Annotated in this window: 22 protein-coding genes and 1 pseudogene; 8 read left to right on the plus strand and 15 right to left on the minus strand. The window is 60.0% G+C overall.

The window, feature by feature from the left end:
* Nucleotides 1-103: 103 nt before the first annotated feature.
* The 6 genes from ACNYC6_RS08830 to ACNYC6_RS08855 form a co-directional block, all read right to left on the minus strand.
* The gene (locus tag ACNYC6_RS08830) at nt 104-2,530 is read right to left on the minus strand and encodes a TonB-dependent siderophore receptor (protein WP_419711971.1); all 2,427 of its coding nucleotides are present in this window, start codon (nt 2,528-2,530) and stop codon (nt 104-106) included.
* A gap of 211 nt (nt 2,531-2,741) precedes the next feature.
* A complete protein-coding gene (locus ACNYC6_RS08835) occupies nt 2,742-3,731 on the minus strand; it encodes a FecR family protein (protein WP_419711972.1) in 990 nt (329 codons plus the stop codon).
* On the minus strand, nt 3,728-4,300 hold the full coding sequence (locus ACNYC6_RS08840; RefSeq protein ID WP_419711973.1) for an RNA polymerase sigma factor: 573 nt from the start codon (nt 4,298-4,300) through the stop codon (nt 3,728-3,730). The genes ACNYC6_RS08835 and ACNYC6_RS08840 overlap by 4 nt, the downstream gene beginning before the upstream one ends.
* Nucleotides 4,301-4,304: 4 nt before the next feature.
* The gene (locus ACNYC6_RS08845; RefSeq protein WP_419711974.1) at nt 4,305-4,631 is read right to left on the minus strand and encodes a DUF3325 domain-containing protein; all 327 of its coding nucleotides are present in this window, start codon (nt 4,629-4,631) and stop codon (nt 4,305-4,307) included.
* Nucleotides 4,632-6,209, minus strand: a complete 1,578-nt coding sequence (locus tag ACNYC6_RS08850; protein ID WP_419711975.1) for a PepSY-associated TM helix domain-containing protein — start codon at nt 6,207-6,209, stop codon at nt 4,632-4,634. It abuts the gene before it with no gap.
* The gene (locus tag ACNYC6_RS08855) at nt 6,206-6,511 is read right to left on the minus strand and encodes a DUF3649 domain-containing protein (protein ID WP_419711976.1); all 306 of its coding nucleotides are present in this window, start codon (nt 6,509-6,511) and stop codon (nt 6,206-6,208) included. Before ACNYC6_RS08855 ends, ACNYC6_RS08850 begins: the two co-directional genes overlap by 4 nt.
* Before the next feature lie 190 nt (nt 6,512-6,701).
* Between ACNYC6_RS08855 and ACNYC6_RS08860 the strand changes: the two genes are divergently transcribed.
* The 3 genes from ACNYC6_RS08860 to fecA all read left to right on the plus strand — a co-directional run bounded on the left by ACNYC6_RS08860 (nt 6,702) and on the right by fecA (nt 10,549).
* Nucleotides 6,702-7,190, plus strand: a complete 489-nt coding sequence (locus ACNYC6_RS08860) for a sigma-70 family RNA polymerase sigma factor (protein ID WP_419711977.1) — start codon at nt 6,702-6,704, stop codon at nt 7,188-7,190.
* A complete protein-coding gene (locus ACNYC6_RS08865; protein WP_419711978.1) occupies nt 7,187-8,125 on the plus strand; it encodes a FecR domain-containing protein in 939 nt (312 codons plus the stop codon). The genes ACNYC6_RS08860 and ACNYC6_RS08865 overlap by 4 nt, the downstream gene beginning before the upstream one ends.
* Before the next feature lie 90 nt (nt 8,126-8,215).
* Nucleotides 8,216-10,549 (plus strand): TonB-dependent Fe(3+) dicitrate receptor FecA, encoded by a 2,334-nt coding sequence (fecA, locus tag ACNYC6_RS08870; protein ID WP_419711979.1) that lies wholly within the window; start codon nt 8,216-8,218, stop codon nt 10,547-10,549.
* A gap of 139 nt (nt 10,550-10,688) precedes the next feature.
* On the opposite strand, the gene ACNYC6_RS08875 is transcribed toward fecA, so the two are convergent.
* Nucleotides 10,689-11,096, minus strand: a complete 408-nt coding sequence (locus ACNYC6_RS08875; RefSeq protein ID WP_419711980.1) for an HPF/RaiA family ribosome-associated protein — start codon at nt 11,094-11,096, stop codon at nt 10,689-10,691.
* 219 nt (nt 11,097-11,315) lie between these two features.
* A complete protein-coding gene (locus tag ACNYC6_RS08880; RefSeq protein ID WP_419711981.1) occupies nt 11,316-12,257 on the minus strand; it encodes a LysR substrate-binding domain-containing protein in 942 nt (313 codons plus the stop codon).
* Between the two features lie 135 nt (nt 12,258-12,392).
* Between ACNYC6_RS08880 and ACNYC6_RS08885 the strand changes: the two genes are divergently transcribed.
* Complete coding sequence (locus ACNYC6_RS08885; protein ID WP_419711982.1) at nt 12,393-13,769, plus strand: L-serine ammonia-lyase; 1,377 nt, start codon at nt 12,393-12,395, stop codon at nt 13,767-13,769.
* 325 nt (nt 13,770-14,094) lie between these two features.
* Complete coding sequence (locus ACNYC6_RS08890; protein ID WP_419711983.1) at nt 14,095-14,412, plus strand: DUF3509 domain-containing protein; 318 nt, start codon at nt 14,095-14,097, stop codon at nt 14,410-14,412.
* Here ACNYC6_RS08890 and ACNYC6_RS08895 read toward each other — a convergent pair.
* Complete coding sequence (locus tag ACNYC6_RS08895) at nt 14,409-14,909, minus strand: phosphate-starvation-inducible protein PsiE (RefSeq protein WP_419711984.1); 501 nt, start codon at nt 14,907-14,909, stop codon at nt 14,409-14,411. The two genes, ACNYC6_RS08890 and ACNYC6_RS08895, sit on opposite strands and share 4 nt — an antisense overlap.
* Before the next feature lie 276 nt (nt 14,910-15,185).
* Between ACNYC6_RS08895 and ACNYC6_RS08900 the strand changes: the two are divergent.
* Nucleotides 15,186-15,425 (plus strand): annotated as a pseudogene (locus ACNYC6_RS08900) (YebG family protein); the annotation flags it as partial.
* Nucleotides 15,426-15,597: 172 nt separating this feature from the next.
* Here the strand turns inward: ACNYC6_RS08900 and ACNYC6_RS08905 are convergent.
* Nucleotides 15,598-16,617 carry a Glu/Leu/Phe/Val dehydrogenase dimerization domain-containing protein gene (locus ACNYC6_RS08905; protein WP_419711985.1) on the minus strand — a complete coding sequence of 340 codons (1,020 nt, stop codon included), beginning with the start codon at nt 16,615-16,617 and terminating at the stop codon, nt 15,598-15,600.
* A gap of 182 nt (nt 16,618-16,799) precedes the next feature.
* On the opposite strand from ACNYC6_RS08905, the gene ACNYC6_RS08910 reads away from it, so the two are divergent.
* On the plus strand, nt 16,800-17,603 hold the full coding sequence (locus ACNYC6_RS08910; RefSeq protein ID WP_419711986.1) for a SirB1 family protein: 804 nt from the start codon (nt 16,800-16,802) through the stop codon (nt 17,601-17,603).
* A gap of 88 nt (nt 17,604-17,691) precedes the next feature.
* On the opposite strand, the gene maiA is transcribed toward ACNYC6_RS08910, so the two are convergent.
* Genes maiA through hmgA form a run of 3 tightly spaced genes read right to left on the minus strand, consistent with a single transcriptional unit; the run spans nt 17,692 to nt 20,952 of the window.
* Nucleotides 17,692-18,327, minus strand: coding sequence for a maleylacetoacetate isomerase (gene maiA, locus ACNYC6_RS08915; RefSeq protein ID WP_419711987.1), 636 nt, complete (start codon nt 18,325-18,327; stop codon nt 17,692-17,694).
* A 12-nt stretch (nt 18,328-18,339) separates the two neighbouring features.
* Nucleotides 18,340-19,644, minus strand: coding sequence for a fumarylacetoacetase (gene fahA, locus ACNYC6_RS08920; RefSeq protein ID WP_419711988.1), 1,305 nt, complete (start codon nt 19,642-19,644; stop codon nt 18,340-18,342).
* A gap of 3 nt (nt 19,645-19,647) precedes the next feature.
* Complete coding sequence (hmgA, locus tag ACNYC6_RS08925) at nt 19,648-20,952, minus strand: homogentisate 1,2-dioxygenase (protein WP_419711989.1); 1,305 nt, start codon at nt 20,950-20,952, stop codon at nt 19,648-19,650.
* A gap of 165 nt (nt 20,953-21,117) precedes the next feature.
* On the opposite strand from hmgA, the gene ACNYC6_RS08930 reads away from it, so the two are divergent.
* Nucleotides 21,118-21,906, plus strand: a complete 789-nt coding sequence (locus tag ACNYC6_RS08930) for an IclR family transcriptional regulator (RefSeq protein WP_419711990.1) — start codon at nt 21,118-21,120, stop codon at nt 21,904-21,906.
* Here ACNYC6_RS08930 and ACNYC6_RS08935 read toward each other — a convergent pair whose 3' ends face one another.
* Together ACNYC6_RS08935 and ACNYC6_RS08940 are read right to left on the minus strand one after the other, a co-directional pair.
* A complete protein-coding gene (locus ACNYC6_RS08935; protein ID WP_419711991.1) occupies nt 21,907-22,605 on the minus strand; it encodes a hypothetical protein in 699 nt (232 codons plus the stop codon).
* Nucleotides 22,606-22,834: 229 nt separating this feature from the next.
* Nucleotides 22,835-25,378: a LuxR C-terminal-related transcriptional regulator gene (locus tag ACNYC6_RS08940; RefSeq protein WP_419711992.1), complete on the minus strand. Its 2,544-nt coding sequence runs from the start codon at nt 25,376-25,378 to the stop codon at nt 22,835-22,837.
* Between the last annotated feature and the right edge of the window lie 27 nt (nt 25,379-25,405).

A 25,405-nucleotide genomic window follows, 5' to 3' on the forward strand; every position in this document is an offset into this window, starting at 1 on the left:
CACACCCGTCAGACCGCCATCGCGGGCAGGCCCGCTCCCACAGTTTTTTGAGTCGATTTGTGGGAGCTGGCTTGCCAGCGCTGAACGATGACGCGATTTTCGATCAGAACTCCAAAGTGCTGGAAAGCGTCACCTGCCGCGAATCCCCCATCGACACAAAGAACCGGCTCGCCGCCGAGGTGTAGTACGTGCGGTCGAACAGGTTCTTCACGTTGAGCTGGAACTTGACCTTCTGCCCGTCGAGTTGCGTGTCGTAGGTGGCGAACGCATCGGCGACGGTGTAGCTCGGCAGCTCGAAATCGTTCACCGCATTCCCCGCCCGCTCGCCGACGTAACGCGCACCCGCACCGACCCGCAATTGATCGCCGCCCATGATCCTGCCGAAGTCATACACCGCCGACAGTGAGCCGCTGTTCTTCGCCACGTTTTGCAGTTTCTTGCCTTTGTAATCCGGGTCTTCTGTCACTTCGGCATCGGTGTAGGCATAGTTGCCGATCAGGCTCCAGCGGTCGCTGAGCTGGCCGCTCAAATCCACTTCCAGGCCACGGGAGCGCACTTCACCGGCGGCGCTGTAGATCGTCACTGGCCCTTCTGAGTTGGCGATCAGCACGTTGCGTTTCTTGATGTCGAACAGGGCGACGTTGCCCGTTACACGGCCCGGCATATCGAGCTTGGTGCCGATCTCCCAGGACTTGGCTTCTTCCGGCGCGACACTGCCGTCGAGCACAACGGTGCTGCCGCTCAATGGCGCGATGGTCGAGTTGGGTTTGAACGATTCGGTGTAGCTGCCGTAGAACGACAATTCATCGGTATAGCGGTAGACGAGGCCGGCGCGCGGTACCCATTTCTGCCCGTTGCTGTCGGTGTTGGCATGGAACGGCACGCCTTTGCCGGCGTATTGGTCGTACGCCTGGAAACGCCCGCCTGCCACGAAAATCCATTGGTCGGTGAGGTGGATCGAGTCCTGCAAAAATACCGAGTTGCTGCGCAGTTTATCCGTTTGGGCACTGTCAGCCGGGCTAACGGTGGAGCCTGGCACTTCGCGACCATACACCGGGTTGAGGTAGCTGAAGGTGGTCAGGCTTTTCTGGCGGATCAGGTCTTCACGGTAGATCTTGCGGTACTCGTCATCGATGCCGAACACCAGGTCGTGGCGCATGCCTGCAACATCGACGTTGCCTTCCAGACTCAGCGTGGTGAAACGGTCGGTGCTGATCGCATTCTGCGTGCCGTCCATGCTGCGGGTCAGCGTGCCTTTCTGGGTGTCGATGGCGGTCACACGGACCTGACTCGCGTCGTAGGTTTCGCGGTTCCAGCTGTAGCCGAAGTGGGCTTTCCAGTTGTCGTTGAGCTCGTGATCGGCCTCGAAGTGATAGAGATCAGAACGCCCTTCCATGTTGTTGAAAGGCTCGTCGAGCCGACGATCACGGGAAATGTCCAGCGGGTGGTTGTCGCGCGGGTCGATGATCGTGCCACGGTCGAACGGGGTCAGAAATTCACGGTGTTCGTAGGCGAACAACAACTTGGTGCTTTCGCCGAACCAGGCCAGCGACGGGGCGACCAGGGTTTCGCGATGCACGCCGTAGTTGCGCCAGTAATCTTCGTCTTCGTGGTCCAGCACCATGCGATAGGCGAGCCCGGTATCGCCCAATGCGCCGGTGCTGTCGAAGGTGCCACCGCTGCCGTTCTTGCCATCGCCATAGGTCGAGCCGCGCGCCGTCAAGGCGTTGTATTGCTCAAGCTCCGGTTTCTTGCTGACCATGTTCACCACACCGCCCGGGTCTTGAATGCCGTAAAGCAGCGAGGCCGGTCCCTTGAGCACTTCGACCCGGTCCACCGTGGCGTTCATGCCACGGCCCTGCACGATCGGCATGCCGTCGCGCATGATCGAACCGTTGCGGTTGTCGCCGAAGCCGCGAGTCATCACCGAATCCTGGGTGCTGCCCAACGTGTTGCCTTGGGTGATGCCGCTGACATTGGCCAGGGCATCATCGAGATTGCGCGGCGCCTGATCGCGAATGACCTGCGCCGCGACCACGTTGACGGTCTGCGGAATTTCCTGGAGCGGTGCGGAGCTGCGCATCACCGAACTGGTGGGCGGCGGCTGGTAGCTGGTGGACTCGTCCATCATGGAAGTAATGGTGGTCGCGCCCAGGTTCAGCGCGCCGTCGGTGGGCAGCGGCTCCAGCACCATCGTGTGGCCGTCGGTGCGGCGGAAGGTGAAACCGGAACCGCTGAGCAAACGTTGCAATGCCTGTTCGGCACTCAACTGGCCAATGACGGCGGGTGCAGTGATGCCATAAGGCGCTTCATCGGTGTAGACCACGCTGACGCCGGTGGTGCGGCTGAAATCGCTCAGGGCCTGGGGCAACGGCTTGGCGGCTATCGAAAAGCTGAATTGCGTCTGTTGCTGCGCACTGGTTTGCGCGGCCATCGCCACATTCAGCGGCAACAATGCCAACGCCGAAAAACTCAATGCAGAAACACCCAACCATTGTTTGACCGAACCCGATTTTGCCCTGGACTTCATGACTCATGACCTGTGTAGAACCGCAGCGGATGCGAATGACTCGCAGTTTCAGTCACTACACGGATGGCGTTCGGTTTTACCTCAGCAGAAAGTTGAAAATATTTTCATGCGAGTACTGTGGTGTTTGATCTACCGCTATCGCGAGCAGGCTCGCACATTTGGAATGTTTTCCCCTGTAGGAGCGAGCCTGCTCGCGATGAGGCCATTTGCCTCAGCGCAAAATAATCAGATGCCCCAACACCTGATGCTGCTCAAACCCTAAAACGCCCTGCAATGAACTCAACACCGCTTGCGGGTTCTTGCTCGGAAAGCTGCCGCTGACCCGGCGCTGGGCCAGTTCATCGTTGAGCAGCATGATCCGCCCCGGGTAGTAACGCCCCAAGTCCTGCACCACATCGGCCAGCGTCGCCTTGTAGTAATTGAGCCAACCCTGGCGCCAGGCCAGTTGCGCTTCGCTGTCCACCGCGTGAAGTGTTTCCGCCGAACCATTGCCGTACGCCACTTGCTGACCCGCCGTGAGGATTTGCTGCCCGGCGTTTTTGTCCGCCGTCACCCCGACCCGACCGGACAACACCGTGACCTGCGCGCCGTGGGGTTGCAGGCGCACTTCGAACTGCGTGCCGAGCACCCGCGCCTGGCCCTTTTCCGCGTCAACCACAAACGGCTCGCCGGTGTGGGTCACGCTGAAAAAACCGGCACCGCGACGCACCTGCACATGACGCTCACCGCCGCTGAAATCCACGGCGATGGCGCTGTCAGCATCAAGAGTGACTTGCGATTTGTCGGCCAGCGTAATGGTACGGATTTCCCCCGGTGCCGACACATAATCGGCGCCCAGATCATCGACCCAGCGCAGCGGTTGCCAACCTGTGCCGAGGCTGATCATCAGCATCAGGCAAGCGGCCATGGCCAGCGCGCCGGACCAACGCCGAACGCTGCTGCGCCGCGAGCGGCTCATCGCGTTGAGGTAACCCTGCAAGGCCAAGGCGTCTTCATCGGCCAGGGTGCGCGCCGGCACTTCACTCAATTCCCACAGCACTTGCGCACGCGCATAGGCTTCGGCGTGGGCCGGGTCGGCCTTCAGCCACTGGCTGAAAGTCGCCTGATCGCCACTGCTCGGCTGGTCATGCAACAGACTCAGCCAGGCCAGCGCGGCCTGTTCCTGAGCGGGCGTCGGGGTGACGCTCTGAAAATTGTTCACGGTGCTTTCCCTGGCGTACGCGGTTGCGGTTCTCGCAGGCTGGCCTTGCAGGCCTCGAGCGCGCGCATCATATGTTTTTCCACGGCACTTTGGGACAGGCCCATGGCCTTGGCGATCTCGGCGTACTTGCGGCCATGGATGCGGTTCAGCAAAAAGATCTGCCGCGTGCGCTCGGGCAATGCGCGCAACGCCGCTTCGACGTGGCGCAAATCGTTGCCTGCTTCCAGCGCCGCTTGCGGCTCGCCACCCACGCTGTCCGACGGTTCCGCCATCAAGCCTTCGCTGGCCCGAACCCGTGTGCCTTCGCTGCGCAAATGGTCGATGGCAATGTTGCCGGCGCATCGCAAGAGATAGGTGCTGAGCTCCTCGACCTGCACCAGCGGCCGTCGCCAGAAGCGCAGAAACAAGTCCTGCACCAGGTCCGCCGCCGTCGCCCGACAACCGACGCGCCGATTCACCAGCGCTTCCATTTGCGAACGTTGCGAGAGGAACACCTGAAGAAAATGCGCACGGTCGCCGCGCGGTTCATCGCGCTGGGTATCACCGGGTTCGGCTGGACGGTTGATCATCGATTCAGTACTGCGCAAACGCAACAAGCGGGCTGGCCAGCAGGCTGAACCCGGCCAATGCCAAGGCCAGGCGCGGGCGATACGGCATCAGCATGACCAGCATCAAGGCACTGAGCATCAGCACCGCAAACCACTCGACCAGACCCAGCGCCCAGCCTGTCGTCGACACCGCCGCCCACAGCGAAACGGCCAGCAGCAACCATCCCGCGAGTTTCATCTGTCGACGCATGACCCGCGTCGGCTTGCGACCCAACAACTCCGCATGGTGACGATCCATGGACAAACACAGCGCAGTAAAACCGCCGTAACACAGCAAGCAGGCCAGCAACATTCAGTTCGCCTCTTGCTCAAGGATGATCGATTGGGCACGTGGCCGGACGGACTCGGTCTTCCCGGCGCGCTGCATTTTCCACGCAGCCCAAGCGAGGAAAAATCCACTGCCCAGACACGCCAGGTCGAAACCGGCCATGGCCCAATCGCCCTGCACCAGTGTGACGCCGAGGTGATAAGGCGTGGTCAGCGCGTTGAGCAACGGCACCGCGCCAAACAGCAACGCGGCCAGCGCCAATTGTTCAACCCACGCCGCGCGACCTCGGCGGACCATGGCATGCAGCAGGCTAATACCCCAGACGATGAAGAAGCTGTTGACCTCCCAACCGGCCCGCTCGGCCATGCCAAGCGGCAACAAACGGTTGGCCCAGAAAAACGCCGCCACCGCCACGACCAGGCCTGACATGCCGGCAATGTTCAGCACTTCCACCAGCCGCAATTCGAAGGGCATCATACCGCTCTTGGCATGTTTGAGTTGACGCTTGCCGAGCCAGATCACCAGCCCGGTGCCGATCATCGCCGTACTCGCCAGCCCGCAGATGAAATACAACCAGCGCAACAGCGGGCCGGCGAAATGGCCCATGTGCAAACCGTAGAAACTGCCGGCAATGGCCATGGGCAGCGGTTGTGCCGGGGTCGCAGCGAGCAGTTGCCCTGTCACGCCGTTGAACGTCACGGCGCTGCCAAAATCGTGAACCACACGGTCCGCCCCACTGCGCGCCAACACCACCGAGGCGTTCGCATCGCCCGGATTGTTCACCGTCAAGCGCCCGACCTCTCCACCCGACCATTGCTCGCGGGTCTTTTCCAACAGTGGTGCCAGGGGCAGCAACGGCGTCGGTTGACCCGCGGCTTTCGCCGTATTGGCCGCTGGAAACACGTCGCTGAAGAACGCCTGCACGTCACCTTTGTACGCCGCCAGAATGCTCGCCGGCATCACCATGCTCATGAAAATCACCAGGCTGCTGTAGGTGATCATCAAATGAAACGGCAACACCAGCACACCCACCGCGTTATGCCCGTCGAGCCAGGAACGCTGGCCCTTGCGTGGGCGGAAGGTGAAGAAGTCCTTGAAGATTTTCTTGTGGGTGATGATCCCGCTGATCAGCGCGACGAACATCACCATGGCCGCGATGGTCGACAGCCAACGCCCCCACGGATAGGGCATTTGCAGTTGAAAGTGGAAGCGATAGAAAAATTCGCCGCCCTGGGTGTCCCGGGCCTGGACTTCGCTGCCGGTTTGCGGGTCGAGCAGTTTTGACGTGAGTTGCCCGCGCTCACCGGGCTTGGCCGGCGCCTGTTGCCAGCGCACCGATAGCGCGGGTTCACGAGCATCGGGTAGTTCGATGAGCCAGCGCGATGCGCCGGGCGCGTGCTGTTGAAGATACGCTTGGGCCAAGGTCAGACTGGCTTCGGAGGACACCGAACGCGCGGGGATTTCCGGCTGCATCCAGTGACTGGTCTCGTCCTTGAAGTAAGCAAGCGTACCGGTCAGGAAAATCGCAAACAGCAACCAGCCGAAGGTCAAACCGGCCCAGGTATGCAACCAGGCCATGGCCTGACGAAAGCCCTCTTTCATGACAGTTCCATCCAGTACGCCAGCCCGGCCAGTGCAGCCAAAAACAGGCTTGTCAGCAGCAACCCGAACCAGGCCCGCCATGCCGTTCGGCAGGCAAAGCACCAGATCACCGCCAGCAGATAGACCACGAACGAACTGGTCATCCCGGTCACTACCGCCTCGGCGCGGGCCATGGGCACCCACAACGTCAGACAGACACTCGCCAGCGCCGTGACCCCATAACCTCCGAACACAGCGGCAAGCACTCGCGAAGTGACCGCCAGTCGATAGGAAACGGGGAGCGTGGGGCTTTTGGCTTTCATGAACGACCTGGAAAACGGGTGGGCCCGCGTGCGGGGCCAGCAAGGCGCAATATTAATGATAAATATTCTCATACGCAAAACTGTCGGATGGGATTGGCTTGTCAGGTCGATTGCCGGAAAGCCCTCCTGACACTACAATGCGAACAATTCTTGTTCTCTAACGCATCCACATGCGTGCGGAGTGGTCCCGTTGCCGCCAGCCAATACCGTCGAAGTGCTCTATCACGCCCATCACAACTGGCTCACCGGTTGGTTGCGGCGCAAACTCGGCTGCCCGGACAGCGCCGCCGACCTGGCCCAGGACACCTTCATTCGGGTGCTGACCGCGCGGGAAACCCCGCAGATCATCGAACCGCGAGCGTTCCTCACCACTATCGCCAAACGCGTGCTGTTCAACCATTACCGTCGCCAGGATCTGGAGCGCGCCTACCTCGACGCGCTCGCGCAAATGCCGGAAGTGGTCGCGCCGTCCGAGGAAGAAAAAGCCATCATCCTGCAAACCCTGATGGAGCTCGATCAACTGCTCGACGGTTTACCACGCCTGGTCAAACGCGCCTTCCTCCTGGCCCAGGTCGATGGCCTGACTTATCCACAGATCGCCGCCGAACTGGGCATTTCCATTGCCACCGTCAAACGGCACCTGAACAAAGCGGCCATGCGCTGTTATTTCGCCTTATGAACACGCCACCGGACTTTTCCACCCAGGTCGCCGAGCAAGCCGTGCACTGGCTGATGGAAATGCAGCAAGGGCCGTTGAATCCGCGCCAGCAACAGGCCTGGCAGCAATGGCACGACGCGCACAGCGAGCATCAACGGGCGTGGGCGCATATCCAGCGGGTCAACCAGCGGTTGCGCGGTTTGTCTTCACCGCTGGCGCACGCTGCACTCAACGCGCCGAAATCCAGCAGCCGACGCCAGGCACTGAAGCTGCTACTGATTCTCGGTGCCGGTTCGGCGATGACCTGGGGCATGCGCGAGCACAACATGTTGCCCCCGCTGCTGGCCGATTACCGCAGCCCTATTGGTCAGCGACGCAACGTGCCGCTGGGCGACGGCAATCAGTTGCAACTCAACACCGCGAGTTCGGCAGACGTGCACCTCGACGGCCCGCAGCGCCTGATCCGCTTGCTCGAAGGCGAAATGCTGCTGACCGCCGTTCAGTCATTCCAGGTGCAAACCGCCCAAGGCCTGTTGATCACTCAGGGCGCGCGCCTGAACGTGCGGCAGTTTGCCGATCGCACCCATGTGGCCGTGTTTGAGGGTCATGTCCAATTGACGTCCAACGGTGGTTCGCCGTTGATGCTGCCAAGCGCCCGCCAGTTGAGCTTCAGCACAAAAGGCGTCGGCGCAGCTCTGCCGCTGGACGCCAACAGCGGCGCCTGGGCCGACGGCATGCTAGTGGCTGCGCACATGCGCCTCGGTGACTTCCTCGACGAACTCGGCCGCTATCGTCGCGGGCAACTCAATTGCGACACGAAGGTCGCCGACTTGCTGATCTCCGGCACTTATCCACTGGATGACAGCGAACGGATTCTGCAATTGCTGGAAATCAGTCTGCCGGTGAAGGTGAGGCGCTTTACGCGGTATTGGGTGACGGTTGAGGCAAAGGTCTAAAAAAAGATCGAAACACGTGAGCCGTTTTTCAGATCTGGCGTGACAGAGAAGGAAAGCCACCTTGATTCCACCTTCTCAGGACCGTCCTTCATGCAGCCCACCCGTCTCACCCCGCTTGCCCGCACCCTGCGACAACTCTTGCTCGGCGCCAGCCTCAGCTTCGGCGCCCTGCCACTGGTTCACGCTGCTGACACCCGCGCGTACCACATCGCGCCGTCTTCGCTGGAAAACGCCCTGAACCAGTTCGGCCGAGAGGCCGGCGTGCTGATCACCTTTGGTTCGCAGGTCACCAGCGGTGTGCAGAGTCGCGGCCTGGAAGGCAATTACACCCCCGAGCAAGGCTTGACCGCGCTGCTCGAAGGCACCGGCCTGCAAGCCCGCACCGAGGGTGACAATGCCTTCAGCCTGCAACCGGTGGGTGGTTCTGCATTGGAGCTGGATACCTCGACAGTCGTCGGCGACTGGCTCGGTGATGCTTCGCAAATCAACGTCTTCGAACATCCCGGTGCGCGCGATGTGATCCGTCGCGAAGAGTTCGAACGCCAGGGCGCGACCCAGGCTCGCGACGTGCTTAACCGCATTCCCGGCGTCAACGCGCCGGACAACAACGGCACCGGCAGTCACGACATGGCGCTGAACTTCGGCATTCGCGGTCTCAATCCGCGCCTGGCCTCGCGCTCGACGGTATTGATGGATGGCATCCCGGTGCCGTTCGCGCCTTACGGCCAGCCGCAGCTGTCGTTTGCGCCGGTCAGCATCGGCAACATGGACGCGGTCGACGTGGTGCGTGGCGGCGGCGCGGTGCGTTATGGGCCACAGAACGTCGGCGGCGTGGTCAACTTCGTGACCCGGGCGATTCCCGATGAACCGACAGTCAAGGGTGGCTTCCAAACTGAAACCAGCCCTTCCTCGAGCCACGACGGCTTCAAGACCACCGGCAATCTGCTGGCCGGCGGCACGGCCGACAATGGCCTCGGCGGCGCGCTTCTGTACTCGGGCACTCGCGGCGGTGACTGGCGCGAACACAGCGACACCGAAATCGACGACCTGATTCTCAAGGGCAAATACCAGCTCGACGACGCCAACAGCTTCAACGCCATGGCGCAGTATTACGAAGGCAAAGCCGATATGCCCGGCGGTTTGAACGTCGCCGACTACGATGCCGACCCGTATCAGTCGACCCGCCCGAAAGACCAGTTCTGGGGCCGTCGCACCCTGTTCAATCTCGGGTATCGCTATCAGCAAGATCGCCGCGAGTTCACCGCCAACACCTTCTTCACCAAGACCCTGCGCAGCGGTTATCTGGACCAGGGCACCTTCCTCTCGTTGTCGCCCCGCGAGTATTGGGTGCGCGGCCTGGAAACCCGTTTCGCCCAAGGCTTCGATCTCGGCGCTACCAGCCACGAAGTCGGCATCGGCTACCGCTACATCAACGAGGCGGGCCACGAACTGCGCTACCGCACGCCGATCACTAGCAACGAACTGCCCTCCACCAGCAGCCGCAATGATCGCGACACGCGCGGCGGCACCGAAGCCAATGCGTTCTTCGTCGATGACCGGATCGATATCGGCAAGTGGACCATCACGCCGGGCATCCGTTACGAGATGATCGACTCGCAGCAGACCAACAACCTGACCAACCAGAAATACCAGGGCGACTACAACACTGCGTTGCCGGCGCTGAACGTGCTCTATCACCTGACCGACACCTGGAACCTCTACGCCAACACCGAAGGCTCGTTCGGCAGCGTGCAATACAGCCAGATGCCGAATCGTGTGAACAGCGGCGAAGTCAAACCAGAGAAGGCGCGAACCTGGGAATTGGGTACGCGCTATGACAACGGTGCGCTGAGGGCAGAAATCGGCGCGTTCCTGATCAACTTCGACAACCAGTATGAAAGCAACCAGACCAATGACACGGTGATTGCCCGTGGTGAGACACGCCACCAAGGCATTGAAACCAGTATCAACTATGCCCTCGACGACCTGAGCCCGGCACTCGCCGGTTTCGACGTGTACGCCACTTACGCCTATGTCGATGCGACCATCCGCGAAGATGGGCCGAACAAGGGCAATCGTGTTCCGTTCTCGTCGAAACACAAAGGCACCCTTGGCGTCGGTTATACCGAAGGCGCGTGGAAGTTGAATCTCGACAGCAGCTACCAGAGCGACCAGTTTGCCGACAACGCCAACACCGCCGCTGAAAGCGCTGATGGCAGCACCGGCAAGATTCCGGGTTACATGCTGTTCAGCAGCCGAGCGGCCTATGACTTCGGGCCACAGCTATCGGACCTGACCGTGGCCGTAGGCGTGAAGAACATCCTCAACCATCAGTACTTCACCCGCTCGTATGACGACAATAACAAGGGCAAGTACGTGGGGGAACCGCGGACGGTTTATCTGCAAACATCCGTGGCGTTCTAAGCCGTAGCGCGCCCTGTGGCAGCTGGCGACGCCTGCGTTCGGCAGCTGCTACAAGGGAGGGCATCGCTATTACGGAAACAAAAACGGGCCTGCATTGCAGGCCCGTTTTTGGTGGGAAGGTTAAGAGTTGAACCCGCCGTCACCCGTTGAGCGCAGCCTGTTCGTTTTCCAGAAATTCCTCTTCCAGCAGCGTATCGGCATGGGCACCACGTTCGATGGGCACCACATTGGCTCGTTTGCCGCGTAATTTGCCGAACATATGCTCCAGCGCATGTTCAAGTTTGGTGGCCGCACCGTCGATCGCCAGTTCCAGGCTCTCGGCTTTATGGGTCACGGAAATCGGTTGATGGCCTTTCGGCCGCGCCTCCAGTTGGCAGCGCATATCGTGGGGACCGGGCTTGTCGCCGTTCTCGTCCCGCAGGTGAACCTCAACGCGTGTCAGGTCCTCTTCGTATCGTTCGAGCGTGCTCTCAATGGTAGTACGTACCCACTCCTCCAGTCGGATGCTGCTTTGAATATGGTTATCGCTATTGACTTGGATTTGCATAGTTCATCCCTTATTTCAGCTAGCTCGCGAGAGGCCGGTCAGCTAAGCCCTTGGGCGTCATCACCGTGACCTCTTACTTACACAATCGGTCTGTACGCTGAACAATTCAACCCCTAAAAAAAGATAATTTTGTAATCGCAAAAAAACCGGACAACCGACAAAAGCGCTGTTAAGGTCGGGAGTTGGGTCGACCTGCTTTTACGTAATAATTGCTCACATTTACCGCTCCCCCAGCGGGTGTAACCCGCGAAAAACCCCCGCCTCTTCCACCAGCCAGTCATGCACCGCCCGCACGCCCGGATGGCTCAGCGCACCCGGCGCATAAAGCACCATGTAGCGTTTGTGATTGGGCACCGTCAGGCCAAATGGCACGATCAGCGCACCGCGCTCCAGCTCGTCGTTCAACAGCGTTCGCCGTGCGATCGCAACCCCCATCCCGGCGATGGCCGCTTCGATGGTCAGGTGATTGCGATTGAAGGTGTGTCCGCGCCGCACATCCGCACCTTCGAAGCCGATCGCATTGAGATAAAACTCCCATTCCGCATATTCGTAACTGCCACGCCAGGCGGTGATGTCGTGCAGCAGCGGAAAATGCATCAGGTCGGCGGGGCCATGCAGCGGTGGACGACCGCGCAGCAGGCTCGGCGCGCACACAGGGAAAATCTGCTCATCGAGCAAGGCTGTGGATAACAATCCAGGGTAGCTGCCATCGTTCAGGTCGATGGCCAGATCGAAGTCACCTTCGTGCAACGGCACGCTGCTGTCCTCAGCCACCAGGCGCAGCTGGATGTCCGGAAAGCGCTGCTGTAGCCGAGGCAAACGCGGGGTCAGCCACTTGCTCAGGAAGGACGGAATCGAACGCACCCGCAGGGTCCCGCTGATCATGCCGGCATCCAGGCGGCGCAATTCCGCATCGATGCTGCCGTAGGCCTCGTTGACCGTAATGGCCAGACGCTGGCCTTCGGCACTCAACTCCACGCCCCGGGCACGTCGATGAAACAGGCGAAAACCCAGACGCTCTTCCAGTTGCCGGATCTGCTGACTGACCGCCCCCGGCGTGATGTGCAGCTCCTCGGCACAACGGGTGAACGACAAGTGCCGAGCGGCACAGGAAAACACCTGCAGCCACACGTAGGTCTGGGCGTGCAATTGACGACTCATCGTTTAGTCCTGCTAAAGGCTGTCTTAGGAAGTTTCGTTGGTCACGTAAGACCGAGGGAGGCAGTATCGCTGAAAGTGCGCTTGTCCTACAAAAATGGCAGCGATTCATCTTCCATTTCAGGAATAGGCTTTAGCATGGCTATCAGTGTTTTCGATCTCTTCAAAGTCGGTATCGGTCCTTCCAGCTCCCATACGGTGGGTCCGATGCGCGCGGCGGCGACCTTCGCCCAAGCGCTGATCGATCAGGCTTTGCTGAGGGACGTGCGACGCGTGGAGATCCGCCTCTATGGCTCCCTGTCGGCAACCGGCGTCGGCCACGCCACCGACCGCGCCTGCGTCATGGGCCTGATGGGCGAGTGGCCGGACCGTATCGACCCCACCACCATCGACAGCCGAATCGACACCCTGCGCGAAGCCGGTGAGCTTTCGCTCGCGGGCCAGTTCACGATCACTTTCGACTGGAAACGCGATCTCCTGCTGCTCGACGAGAGCCTGCCCTACCACCCAAACGCCATGTCTCTGACAGCCTTCGGCGAAACCGGCGCGCTGTTCGAGCAAACGTACTACTCGGTGGGTGGCGGTTTCATCATCGAAGCGGCGGAAGCCGAATCCGGTGTTGCACCCGCCAGCGACGTGGTGTTGCCATACGATTTCTCCAGCGCTGTCGAGCTGCTGCAGCTCTGCAACCAGCACGGTCTGCGGATTTCCGAGTTGATGATGGCCAACGAGCGGTCCTGGCGCAGTGACGCCGAGATTCGTCAGGGCTTGTTGCATATCTGGTCGGTGATGCGTGAGTGCGTCGAACAAGGCTTGCACCACGAAGGCATTCTGCCCGGCGGTCTGAATGTGCCGCGTCGCGCAGCGAAATTGCACCGCAGCCTGCTGGAAATCGGCAAACCGAATGTCATCACCTCGACCCTCTCGGCCATGGAGTGGGTCAACCTGTTCGCCCTCGCCGTGAACGAAGAGAATGCCGCCGGCGGGCGCATGGTTACCGCCCCGACCAACGGCGCGGCAGGGATCATTCCGGCGGTCCTGCACTACTACATGAAATTCAACCCGGACGCGTCGGACGACGATGTCGTGGCGTTTTTTCTGGGCGCAGCAGCCGTCGGCATCCTGTGCAAGAAGAACGCTTCGATCTCCGGGGCCGAAGTCGGCTGTCAGGGCGAAGTCGGCTCGGCCTGCGCCATGGCCGCCGCGGGTCTGGCGGAGGTGTTGGGCGCCACACCGGAGCAATTGGAAAACGCCGCGGAAATCGGCCTGGAACACAACCTGGGCCTGACCTGCGATCCGGTGGGCGGACTGGTGCAAGTGCCGTGCATCGAGCGTAATGCGATAGCGGCGGTAAAGGCGATCAATGCCACGCAAATGGCCCTGCGTGGCGACGGCAAACACTTCATCTCCCTGGACCGGGTGATCCGCACCATGCGTGACACCGGCGCCGACATGCATGACAAATACAAAGAGACCTCACGGGGTGGCCTGGCGGTGAACTGGGTGGAATGCTGACCGCTTTGGAGGCACGTCGGGGTTTATTGCCCTGAAACGGGCAGGAAAATGAACGCGGTCCCTGTGGCAACGAGCCTGCTCGCGAAAAACCCTCAGGCGCCGCGAACCATCTGGTTTGACGCGTTATCGTTCACGATCATCCCGAGCAAGCCGCTCCTACAGCCCGCGATCATTGTCCGACAATTTAGTCGGCATGCCCCTTGCTACATCCCTGTTGGAACAATGATGGCGATATGGCCCGTGAAATGGCCAGTGGTCCGGCGTTGCGAACCAACCCGATCACGGCCGGTCAACAACTGCACGTTCAATCAGGCGGTGACGCATCATGGACAACCCCTTTCAGCTCATTACCGATGCTTTTGCAGCGGATTATCAAATCAACCTGAGCATTCAGGGTCTGGACGGCAGCATCATGTTGACCCTGTCCAACAGTGGCCGCGTAGTCGCAAAGCGCATGATCAGTGCCGAACAACGCAATGACACCGAACGCCTCAAGCGACTGGTGCAGAGCATTCAGTTCGGCATTGCCATCGAACAAGGCCACAGCGCGGTGGCCATCCTCGAATCCATGACCGATGGCGGCACGCGCAGCCTGCCGCCACCAAAGGCCAAAGGGCGCCCCCGCCCCGCCATGGGGCTCTAAATCTCGCCCTTCTCCACTTCCGGATGTTCACTGGAACCCGCACCGGTCTTACGTTGCGGGTTTTCAATCTTCACCGACGGAAATTGCGACGAAGCGTAACGCACGACCAGGATCGCAAACGCCAGCAGCAGAATCCCGCCGCACAGGTAGATGATCCCCAGGTCAGGCGGATTGTGGTGGGAGACATTGGAAATCAGCAGTCGCGTCAACGCGGTGATCGCCACGTAGATCAGGAAGCGCACCGGCATGTGATTGGTCTTGAAGTAAATCCCGACCATCGCCCCCAGTTCCAGGTAGATGAACAGCAGCAAGATGTCATCGATCTTGATGTGCCCCTGTTCGAGCATCCCGAGAAACTCCATCACCGCCGCCCACGCGGTTACGGCCCCGATGGCGAACAGCGCCAGGTAGTGAAAGGTCTCGACGAACAGGTTGCCCAGGGACTCGGCCAGTTCATGCACGTTCTGCCGCAGCTTTTCGGCCCAGTTGATTTTCACGATGATGCTTCCTTAGGTCGGCTCGACCGGATAATGCAGGTTGGACGTGACGGTTTTCTGCATGCAGAAAAAAGGCCACCCCATGATGGCGAGCCGCTGTAAATTAAGCTGCGTGGCGTTTGGTCGCACCTGTCGTGACCTCGGCCTGACAAACCCTGAATCCGGACTACATTAAAAAGCCACTACCCAAAGCAAAGGGATTCGCTTATCCTTTTCGCTGTATATAGATACAGTAGTCGAAACCGACAACCAATGTGAAGGCATGTGAGGTGGTGAATGGCCGTCGAAGTGGTATACCGCAGCAGCCGAGATCTGGAGCGCTTGTTCATGGATAAAGCCGAAGCTGACCGTCATGACAAAATGCTCGAACTGGCCGAGCTGCTGGCTGAAGTGTTGCAAAAAGCCGTTCCGTCCCTGACCGAGCAGCAAGTGGAAGAAGCCGGGATCTACATGGCGAAGAATCGCGATGTGTTTGCCAAGGCCTTCAAGAGTCAGCCGGATGCCCTGTCCGAATTGCTGACCGCGCCGGTTGAAGTCGCGCAAACGGTTGAGGTGGTTGAAGCAGAAGCACCTGCGGCACCTGCCAAACCGGCCAAGGCACCGAAAGCCGCGAAGTGACATCCGAATTGAATAGGCCCTGAGTCGTATGGCTCAGGGCCTTTTTCATTTGCAGAATCAAAAGATTTTCTTAGCGGTACAAGACTTTCTCCGCCAATTCATCGGCCACACGCGCCGGCGAGCGTTTTTCCGCCTGTGCGTGGGCGAAGACCTCAGTGAGTCGAGAACTGATCTTCGACAGATGCGCGGTAATGGTGGACAGCTCTTCGCCACGATGCTTGAGCGAAACGTAGATCAGTCCGCCGGCATTGATCACGTAATCCGGCGCATACAAGATGCCCCGTCGCTCCAGTTGATCGGCCACATCCAGATGGGTCAGTTGGTTGTTCGCCGAACCCGCCACCGCCGAACAGCGCAATTGCGTCACGCTGTGACTGTTGAGCACGCCGCCCAGACCGCAGGGCGCCAGAATGTCGCAAGGGGTGCTGAGCAGTGCGTCGTTGGCAATCGGATGAGCGCCGAGCTGCTCCATCGCCAATTGCACCTTGCCGTGATCGATGTCGCTGACCAACAGTTCGGCGCCAGCGGCATGCAGCTGTTCTGCCAACGCAAACCCAACGTTGCCCAGGCCCTGAATGGCCACGCGCAGGCCTTCGAGATTATCGCTGCCCAGACGTGCCATGGCCGTCGCACGAATACCGGTGAACACGCCCATCGCTGCGTGCGGCGCGGGGTCGCCCGCGGACGTGGTGCTGGTGACGTGTTGGGTCTGCTGGGCGATGCAATCCATATCCGCTACCGACGTGCCACTGTCGATCGCGGTGATGTAGCGGCCGTCGAGCTGATTGATGCAGCGCCCGAAGGCCTCGAACAGCGCGGCACGGTTTGCTACATGGATCGGGCGGATAATCACCGCCACCCCACCGCCCTGGGCCAGACCGGCCAGCGCGGCCTTGTAGCTCATGCCCTGGGCCAGGCGCACCGCATCCTCGACCGCAGACTCGTCGCTGGGATAGGCAAGGTAACGGCAACCGCCCAGGGCAGGCCCCAGGCGACTGTTATGAATGGCAATCACCGCCTTCAACCCGGTGACCGGGTCGACGCTCAGATGCAGCGATTCAAGGCGAGTGCTTTGCATGAGAGCGAACATCGTAAGGCTCCCGAATCACTTCTTGTAGTCGCCAGTATAGGCTTGCGCTCAAAAATTGCAGAAGCGCACCGGAATAAGCGAAGCAGTCATTCAGGCATTCGGAAATAACCCGCCCCCCCCCGCTGCGGCACTGGACGAATGGCGCAGACGAGGCTAAAACGAGGCATAGCCCGGAGATTTCGATGACACCGCGCCAATCGTTTTTCGCCTGTCTGCAACGTTCACCGCCCGCGCTGTTCGAGGCGGCGCTATGGATTTCGGCCGAACATGACAGCGAGGTGAACTTCGAGGATCTACTGGCGAAATTCAAGATGTTGCAACAGCGGATCAGTGGCAGCCTGCCGATGTTGCCGGTCAGTGAACTGGCACAGCCGTTGCTGCGGCGCATGAATGACCTGGGATTTGCTCAGGACGACTCCACGCCTTTGCGTCCGCAAGTGGCGCTGCTCAATAAAGTGCTGGAACGTCGGCGTGGGCAGCCACTGGCTCTGGGACTGATTGCACTTGAACTGGCCAGGGGTTTGGAAATCCCGTTGGTCGGAGTCAATTTTCCGGGGCATTTTCTGCTGCGCGTGCCGGGCGCCGATCACCTGCTTGATCCCTGCGGCGGCCGTCGCCTGTATCCCAACGATTGCCGGGAACTGCTGCATCGCCAGTACGGCCCGAACCTGAAGCTCAGCGCCGAACACCTGGTCACCGCCGAGCCCGTGCAAATGCTGCAACGCCTGTCGCGCAACCTGCGCCAGCTGCACCTTTCCAACGATGACTACATCGGCGCACTGGTGGACGCCGAGCGCGTGCTGGAACTGGGCAACGGCACAGCCGCCGACTACCTGGCCCGGGCCAGCCTCTACCAACGGCTGGATTGCCCCAATGCCGAGCGCTTTGATCTGGAACATGCCCTGCTGCTCAGTGATGATCCGATCCAGCGGATTCGCCTCACAGAACGTTTGGGACATTTACCGCCCAATTCCATCGTCCATTAAACGCAAAAGATCGTAGCCTTCGGCAGCGCTTGCATTGGATTAGCGTAGGGGCTGCCGAAGGCTGCGATCTTTTGACCTTGCTTCTGATTTAAGGGGTGTCCGGCTGATTCGCCGGATGTGCCTTGACGAATGCCGGATGCACAATCGCCAACTCCGCCACTCGACGAATCCGTGGATAAGCCTCAAGGGAAATGTTGAAGCGCTCAGCGGCGTACAACTGTGGAATAAGATACACATCCGCCAGCCCCGGTTGCGGGCCGAAGCAATAACCTTCATCGCCGATCAACTGCTCAACAGCCGCCAGCCCTTGGCTGATCCAGTGGCCGATCCACTCGACTACCTGCACTTCGTCATGCCCCAAATGCCGCAGCCGGTTGAGCACGCTGACGTTGTGCAGTGGATGCACATCGCATCCGATCAACGCCGCCACGCCACGCTCACGGGCACGGGAAACGAGGTCTTTGGGCAGCAGCGGCACCTGTGGATAACGTTCCTCCAGATACTCGATGATCGCCGGTGACTGGACCAGCAACCCGCCTTCTTCGGTGCGCAAGGCCGGCACGCGCCCCTGCGGATTGATGGCCAGATACGGCGGCTGGCGGTGCTCGCCACCGGGCGGTGCGATCAGGTTGATCGGCAGCGCCTGGTAGTCCAGCCCCTTGAGTGCCAACACGATGCGCACCCGGTAAGACGAAGTCGAACGGTAATAGGTATAGAGCTCCATGACCCGTTCCCCTTAGCGCGCTGGCAGCACTTTGCCGCGGCATTCGCCGAAGCCGATGGAGGCGAAACCTTCGCGGTTGCAACGGCCGCGCAGAATGATTTCGTCACCGTCTTCAAGGAACTTGCGCACTTCGCCCGAGGCCAGTTCGATCGGCTTTTTACCGCCCTCGGTGATTTCCAGCAGGCTGCCGAACTGACCGTTTTCCGGTCCCGACAACGTCCCCGAACCGAACAGGTCACCGGCCTGCAACTGACAGCCGTTGACGCTGTGGTGCGCAACCATTTGCGCCACGGTCCAGTACATGTGTTTCGAGTTGCTCAGGGTCAGGCGATGGGCCGGCAGGTTTTTTTCGCGCATGGCTTCGGTGAGCAGCAGCACTTCCAGTTCGATGTCGAAGCCGCCCGCCGCCTGATCGCGTTTGTCGAACAGGTACGGCAGTGGCTGCGGATCGCCTTCAGGGCGTGCAGGCTGGGCACGGCGGAACGGTTCCAGCGCTTCGGCCGTGACAACCCAAGGCGAAATACTGGTGATGAAACTCTTCGACAGGAACGGCCCCAGTGGCTGGTATTCCCAGGCCTGGATATCCCGTGCCGACCAGTCGTTGAGCAGGCAGAAACCGGCGATGTGATCGGCGGCGTCACTGATGGCGATGGAGTCGCCCATGTCGTTGCCCTGGCCGATCCAGATGCCTAGTTCCAGTTCGTAATCCAGGCGTGCGCATGGACCAAAGCTCGGCTCGGTCTGGCCGGCCGGCAGCGTCTGGCCTTTCGGACGACGCACGTCGGTGCCGGACGGGCGAATGGTCGAGGCGCGTCCGTGGTAGCCGATCGGCACGTACTTGTAATTCGGCAGCAACGGGTTGTCCGGGCGGAACAGTTTGCCGACGTTTTGCGCGTGCTCGATGCCGACGTAGAAGTCGGTGTAATCGTTAATTTTCGCTGGCAGGTGCATGTCGCAATCCGCCGCCAGAGGCAACAGTTTTGCACCTTGGGCTTCGATCTTGCCGTGCAGGGTGCTGCCTTCGGCGAACAGTTCCAGCAGGCGTTCGCGCAGTGCCACGCGCGCCTCACGGCCCATTTCGAAGAACGCATTGAGCTGACCGCCACGGGTGGCTTCGACCGCTGCCTTCACCGCACCGTCGAACAGGCCGGCATCGAGCGCAGCCTGCAGATCGAAAATATGCTCGCCGATGGCGACGCCGCTGCGTGGCGCCGAACCATTCACGCTGAACACGCCCAGCGGCAGGTTTTGCAGCGGGAAATCAGCGTGGCCGTTGGCGGAAGCAACCCAGCTGCGAGTGATGGATGTCTGCGTCATGGGTTATCTCCGGGTCGGGTCGAAAGTGGCGGGCAGCGTGGCCCAGCAAGCGTCGTAAGTGGTTTGCAGTTGCGGGCAATCAAGGGCGAAGCGGCTCGGGCGTAACACTTGGCTGGTCTCGAACATAAAGGCCATGGTGTTGTCGATTTTCGTCGGCTTGAGGTCAGCGTTGATCGCTTTGGTGCAGGTTTCACCGTCCGGGCCATGGGCGCTCATGCAGCTGTGCAGCGACGCGCCACCCGGCACGAAACCTTCTGCCTTGGCGTCGTATTCACCCTGGATCAGGCCCATGAATTCGTTCATCAAGTTGCGGTGGAACCATGGTGGACGGAAGGTGTTTTCGGCCACCATCCAGCGTGGCGGGAAGATCACAAAGTCCAGGTTGGCCAGACCGTGAACGCTGGTCGGCGAGGTCAGCACGGTGAAGATCGACGGGTCCGGGTGATCGAAGCTGACGGTGCCGATAGTGTTGAAGCGGCGCAGGTCATATTTGTACGGCACATTGTTGCCATGCCAGGCGACGACGTTCAGCGGCGAATGATTGAGCTCGCAACCCCACAACTGACCGAGGAATTTTTGCACCAGCGTAGTGGGTTGTTGAAGGTTTTCGTAAGACGCGACCGGAGTCAGGAAGTCCCGCGGATTGGCCAGGCCGTTGCTGCCGATTGGCCCCAGATCCGGCAGACGCAGCGGCGCGCCATGGTTTTCGGCGATGTAGCCGCGGGCCTGGGGATCGAGCAGCTCGACGCGGAATTTCAAACCCCGTGGCAGTACGGCGATTTCCAGCGGCGCCACTTCCAGTACACCGAGTTCGGTGGCGATGCGCAGGCGGCCCAGTTGCGGCACCAGCAACATTTCGCCATCGGCATTGAAGAACACCCGCTCCATGGAGCGGTTGGCGAGGTAGTTGTAGAGGCTGATGCCGGCCGGTTTATCGGCGCCGGAGTTGGCCGCCATGCTCACCAGGCCATCGATGAAATCGGTCGGTTCGGCGGGAATCTCCAAGGCATTCCAACGCAAGCGATTGGGCGTTACGTCACCCAATGGTCCGCCAGCCAGTTGCCGATCGAGTTTGACGAACGCCGGATGATTGGCCGATGGCTGGATGCGATACATCCACGTCCGTCGCGCTTCGCTGCGGGCCATGGTGAATGCGGTGCCGGAAAACAGTTCGGTGTAGAGGCCGTAAGGGGCTTTTTGCGGCGCGTTCTGGCCGACCGGGAGTGCGCCGGGCAACGCTTCGCTGCTGAATTCGTTGCCGAAGCCTGACTGATAAGCCAGCGCTGGCGTCGTTGAATCGAGGTTCATGGAGCCTCCTGAACAGGGACTCGGCGGTGGCCGATCACTCTGTTGCAGAGCTTGTGGCACGCCGGGGTTATTTTTATCGTAATTCGATTACGCATAACGTAATTTGATTGGTATTGACCGTCAAGCTATAAAGACGCCCATTCATCCCGGGATCACTGCGCCACCATGGAAAAGCCCACCAGCGACAGCAACGGTAAACAGAAAGTCCGCTCCGCCGAGGTGGGTACCGACATCCTCAAGGCGTTGGCCGAGTTGTCGCCGTCGACATCACTCTCGCGCCTGGCCGAACACGTGCAGATGCCAGCGAGCAAGGTTCACCGCTATTTGCAGGCGCTGATCGCCAGCGGCTTTGCCGAACAGAACGCCGCGACCAACCACTACGGGCTGGGTCGTGAAGCCTTGCGCGTAGGCCTGGCGGCACTCAACAGTATGGACGTGCTGCAAGTCGCCGCCCTGCCCTTGGCCGAGTTGCGCGACGAGTTGAACGAAACCTGCTTTCTGGCGGTGTGGGGCAATCAGGGTGCGACCGTGGTGCGCATCGAACCGGCGGTGCGTGCAGTAACGGTGGTCACGCAATTGGGCTCGGTGCTGCCGTTGCTCAGTTCCTCGACAGGACTGGTGTTTGGCGCCTACCTGCCAAAGCGCGAGACCGTGGACCTGCGTGAGCAGGAGCTGCAGGGCCATGCCACTCACGCACTGGCAGACGATCAGGCCTACGCCCAGATGTGCGAGCAGATCCGTGCACGCGGCCTGCATCATGTACATGGCTTGCTGATGCCGGGCGTGGATGCCTTGTCGGCCCCGGTATTGAACGCGATGGGCAATGTCGTGGCGGTGCTGACCGTAGTCGGCCCGACATCGATGTTTCATGCCGATGAAAATGGCCCGGCGGCGCAGCGATTGCTGGCGGCGACGCGGGCCATCAGTTGGCGAATGGGCTACGAAGCCCGTTAATCATCCGTTCAGAAAGTCGGGAACAATATCGATCACCAGGTTGCCGATGTCGGTGATCGTGAGTTGCGCATGCCGGTGAATGTCCTCTGAACTGTAAGCCACCGAATAAACACCCAGTTGCTCGCCATGGTAATAAGGGATCTCGTCATGTTGCAGAGAAACATACAGATCCTCAGCCAGACTACGGGACCACAGCACTTTTCGTTCCCCGGATTCATCAATAAACGCCGTTACATACACGGTGTCGATGTTTACTTCCGGAACTCTGTATTTTAACGCCGCATGTACATCTTCAAAACTCAGCGACTTTACCGAGCGCTTCGATAGATTGACGGAAGGCACGTGTATGAGAATGCGGACAATATCAATAACGACACGTTCAAACTCCAACAACCCCAGACCTTCAACCCTGTCTTTCGACGCGAAGGAAAACCGCCGATGAAAAATACCGTTCTGAACTTGCGCATAATTAGGAAACTCTTCCTTCTCAACCCATGCCAATGTTTCATCGAACAAGGTGATTGAGTCGCTCACTTCCTCATCAATAATATCAGCCACCGTATTCAAATACGTCCTGAAAGGGCTTATCCCCAACGATTTAAGGCGCTCGGTCAATAGCACTTCCACCGCAAAATCCGGGCGAATCTTCTTCAATGCCAAAATGCGTGGATCGGTGTAAGAATAAGATTTTTTACTCATAAAAACTTCCTGTCATGTTGTCAGGCTCGAACATCCTGTACGGCCCGCTAATTATTTATATATCAATACAATAATTCGACACTAGCAAACCAAAAAAAGTGCAACACTTAATATATCGACAACTTTTCTTCATTGGCCGAGCATGAAGATACAACAAAACATCCAAACAACGACACAACCGACATGTGTGCATTCGTAAACACAACAACCCGACTCGCAACTTAAACTTCTAACCAACTATTCCTAACCGCTTAGCCTTGGCAACAGCTTGCGTGCGACGCTGTACACCCAACTTACTGTGAATTCGCCGCGCGTGAGTTTTCACCGTATGCAATGAGATAAATAATTGTTCGGCGATTTGTTGATTGGAGTTGCCTTGGGCGATCAGGCTGAGTACCTCCAGCTCCCGTGCGCTCAACGGATTGGCGTCAAGGGGCGACGCAGGCGTTTCGTCCACGCCCAGACGATTGAGCAACGTCGGCTGACGCAGCCGCAGGTCATTCAAGGCCTGTTGCAGATGGCAACGCCCCACCAATTCCAGACCCGCCTGCAAAGCCGACTTTGCCAACTCAGGTTCACCGATCAGATCCGCCGCTTCGCAGATCGCCAACTGCAACTCCGTTTCCAGCGCCAGCATCGCGTGCTGTTGCGCGTGTTCAAGCAAGGCTTTGAGCCGCTCCAGGGGTTGCTTCGCCTGGCGCAAATGGGTCTCGGCGAGCACCAGCAAGTACTCGACCCGTGCAACTAGCGCCACAGTCGCCGGTGGAGCCTGTCGAGCGTGAGGCCCGCGGTAATGGCGCAATACGCGGGTCAGTGCTTCATGGGCCAATTGCGGCCGACCTTGCTGAAGCCAGAAGTGGCTGCTGATCTGCAGCAGAACGCCGCGATACACCGTGTCGGGAATCTGCCGCTGTTGCATCAGCCGCTCGGCATCGCGCAAGCGGTCAAACGCATGAGCGTAATCGCGTTGATTGGCCGCCACCTGGGCCTGCCCGAGAAAGCCATACAACGCACGCTTGTCGTGACTGAGCAGGCAGTCTTGAAGACCGCTGTGGAAGAACTCACCGGCCACGTCGTCTTGCCCCTGACACAGTGCCAAGCGCCCGCGTCGCAAGGCAATCCGCCCCAGTAGCGGCGTCGGACGATCCGCCTGTCGAGACAACAAATCATGAACATCAGCCAACAGGCTTTCGGCACGCCGGGGAGCGCCGCGTTGTTCCAGCAATTGCGCGTGATCCAGTTCGAGCAAGCCTTCGAACAGCAACGAACCTTGCGCACGCGCCAGGCACAGTGCGTCACGGTTGAGGGTCTGCGCGACGTCGAACTCGGCATTGAGCAACGCCTGTTGGGTCAACCCGGACAGGCACAATAATCGCGCTGGCCAGGCGTCGGCCCCCAACTCGGCCAGCGCCTCGACAAAGTATCCGCGCGCCGACGCCATGCGTCCCTGCAAATGCAGGAGCCAGCCTTGCTGCGCCTGCCAACGCGCCAGCAGTTGCCGCTGTGACGATGCCGTCGGCTGCGGCGCGAACCGCGCCAGTTGCTCAATGCACTGCGCTGCTTGATCGAAGCGCCCGGCAAACAATAGCGCTGCTGTGATCAGCCCGACCAACTGCGGTGACCCCAAGGTCAACTCCTGGCCCTGGTGTTCGTGCAGGTCCAACAACAAACGTACATTCTCGCGGCGGAACAGATGCTCAAAACTGAAGTGCTGCAACAGACTCACCGCGGCTTCGAACTCTTCGGCCAGCAGCGCCTGTTCAAACGCACCCTGCCAGTCTTCCTCGGCGCAGAACCATTGGCACGCACGGCGATGCCAGGAACGACCGGCCGAACCCTGTTCGTCACGCATCGCACGGGCCAGGGGCACATAGACGCGCAGCCAGTCGACAGAGTCTTCCCACGGCTCGATGAAACACCCCATGTCTTGCAAGGTCTGCAACCCTTTTGCGCCTTCACCGGCGCCGAACAGATGCTCGCACAGGCTGGCATTGAATCGCGGCAAATGGGCCAGCACCTGCCAGGTTTCCACCAGCTCGGGCGGCAAGGTGTTGAACAGTTCATGTTGCAAATAATCGAGCAGCGTCACCGACCGTTCCTGCTTGTCCTGACTGGCAGCCCACTGGCAACCGTCGAGCAAGGCAATGCGCACACCGGCGCACCAGCCGCCGCTACGTTGAATGACTCGCCTGGCGATGCTTGTCACTCGCGACGGCTCGACATGGCCGAGCATCTGCTCGACGTCACGCTCGGTAAACGTCAAGGCATGCCCGTCGTACTCGTACAACTCGTCATCGAGCAACAGGCGGGGCCAGTTGCAGGAGGGTCGTCGACGCGAGCCCAGCCACCAATTCAACACAGGGCTTCTGACAGCCAGTAAACGATCCAGTAAACGGTCGAGCTCAGGATTGGCAACGCGACAGTAGTCATCGATAAACAGCCAGGTCGGTGTCTGCAACCGGGCCAGGTAATCCAGTACCGCCGGCTCATCCGTTGCTCCCAGTCCCAACACCTGCGCCAGCCGCTGCAGCAAATCGGCAGCACTCAACGGCTCACCCGCCAGCGGCAGCCAATACACCCGACAATGCGCCGGCGCACGCAACAGGCACTCGGTGAGCAGCGCACTCTTGCCACTGCCGGGCGGCGCACAGAGCAATTTCACCCGCGCCGTCGAGGCCAGCAAAGGCTCGACCAGGCGCTCGCGGGGCTGATGATGGGAAGACAAGCGAGGCAGAAGTCCAGGACGGTCCAGACACGTCGTCATGGCAGTCATAGTGATGCGCCTTTTTATAGTTGTGGC

Origin of the sequence: Pseudomonas sp. NFX224, assembly GCF_048565165.1 — a bacterium.
GTDB lineage: Bacteria > Pseudomonadota > Gammaproteobacteria > Pseudomonadales > Pseudomonadaceae > Aquipseudomonas.

Bases quoted from the DNA above. Each gene is read 5' to 3' on its own strand.
- ACNYC6_RS08875 (WP_419711980.1), bottom strand. From the start codon at position 11,096: ATGCAAATCCAAGTCAATAGCGATAACCATATTCAAAGCAGCATCCGA.
- ACNYC6_RS08880 (WP_419711981.1), bottom strand. From the start codon at position 12,257: ATGAGTCGTCAATTGCACGCCCAGACCTACGTGTGGCTGCAGGTGTTT.
- ACNYC6_RS08885 (WP_419711982.1), top strand. From the start codon at position 12,393: ATGGCTATCAGTGTTTTCGATCTCTTCAAAGTCGGTATCGGTCCTTCC.
- ACNYC6_RS08840 (WP_419711973.1), bottom strand. From the start codon at position 4,300: ATGATCAACCGTCCAGCCGAACCCGGTGATACCCAGCGCGATGAACCG.
- ACNYC6_RS08890 (WP_419711983.1), top strand. From the start codon at position 14,095: ATGGACAACCCCTTTCAGCTCATTACCGATGCTTTTGCAGCGGATTAT.
- ACNYC6_RS08940 (WP_419711992.1), bottom strand. From the start codon at position 25,378: ATGACTGCCATGACGACGTGTCTGGACCGTCCTGGACTTCTGCCTCGC.
- ACNYC6_RS08855 (WP_419711976.1), bottom strand. From the start codon at position 6,511: ATGAAAGCCAAAAGCCCCACGCTCCCCGTTTCCTATCGACTGGCGGTC.
- ACNYC6_RS08910 (WP_419711986.1), top strand. From the start codon at position 16,800: ATGACACCGCGCCAATCGTTTTTCGCCTGTCTGCAACGTTCACCGCCC.
- fecA (WP_419711979.1), top strand. From the start codon at position 8,216: ATGCAGCCCACCCGTCTCACCCCGCTTGCCCGCACCCTGCGACAACTC.
- ACNYC6_RS08930 (WP_419711990.1), top strand. From the start codon at position 21,118: ATGGAAAAGCCCACCAGCGACAGCAACGGTAAACAGAAAGTCCGCTCC.
- ACNYC6_RS08865 (WP_419711978.1), top strand. From the start codon at position 7,187: ATGAACACGCCACCGGACTTTTCCACCCAGGTCGCCGAGCAAGCCGTG.
- ACNYC6_RS08905 (WP_419711985.1), bottom strand. From the start codon at position 16,617: ATGTTCGCTCTCATGCAAAGCACTCGCCTTGAATCGCTGCATCTGAGC.
- ACNYC6_RS08830 (WP_419711971.1), bottom strand. From the start codon at position 2,530: ATGAAGTCCAGGGCAAAATCGGGTTCGGTCAAACAATGGTTGGGTGTT.
- ACNYC6_RS08850 (WP_419711975.1), bottom strand. From the start codon at position 6,209: ATGAAAGAGGGCTTTCGTCAGGCCATGGCCTGGTTGCATACCTGGGCC.
- fahA (WP_419711988.1), bottom strand. From the start codon at position 19,644: ATGACGCAGACATCCATCACTCGCAGCTGGGTTGCTTCCGCCAACGGC.
- ACNYC6_RS08845 (WP_419711974.1), bottom strand. From the start codon at position 4,631: ATGTTGCTGGCCTGCTTGCTGTGTTACGGCGGTTTTACTGCGCTGTGT.
- maiA (WP_419711987.1), bottom strand. From the start codon at position 18,327: ATGGAGCTCTATACCTATTACCGTTCGACTTCGTCTTACCGGGTGCGC.
- hmgA (WP_419711989.1), bottom strand. From the start codon at position 20,952: ATGAACCTCGATTCAACGACGCCAGCGCTGGCTTATCAGTCAGGCTTC.
- ACNYC6_RS08935 (WP_419711991.1), bottom strand. From the start codon at position 22,605: ATGAGTAAAAAATCTTATTCTTACACCGATCCACGCATTTTGGCATTG.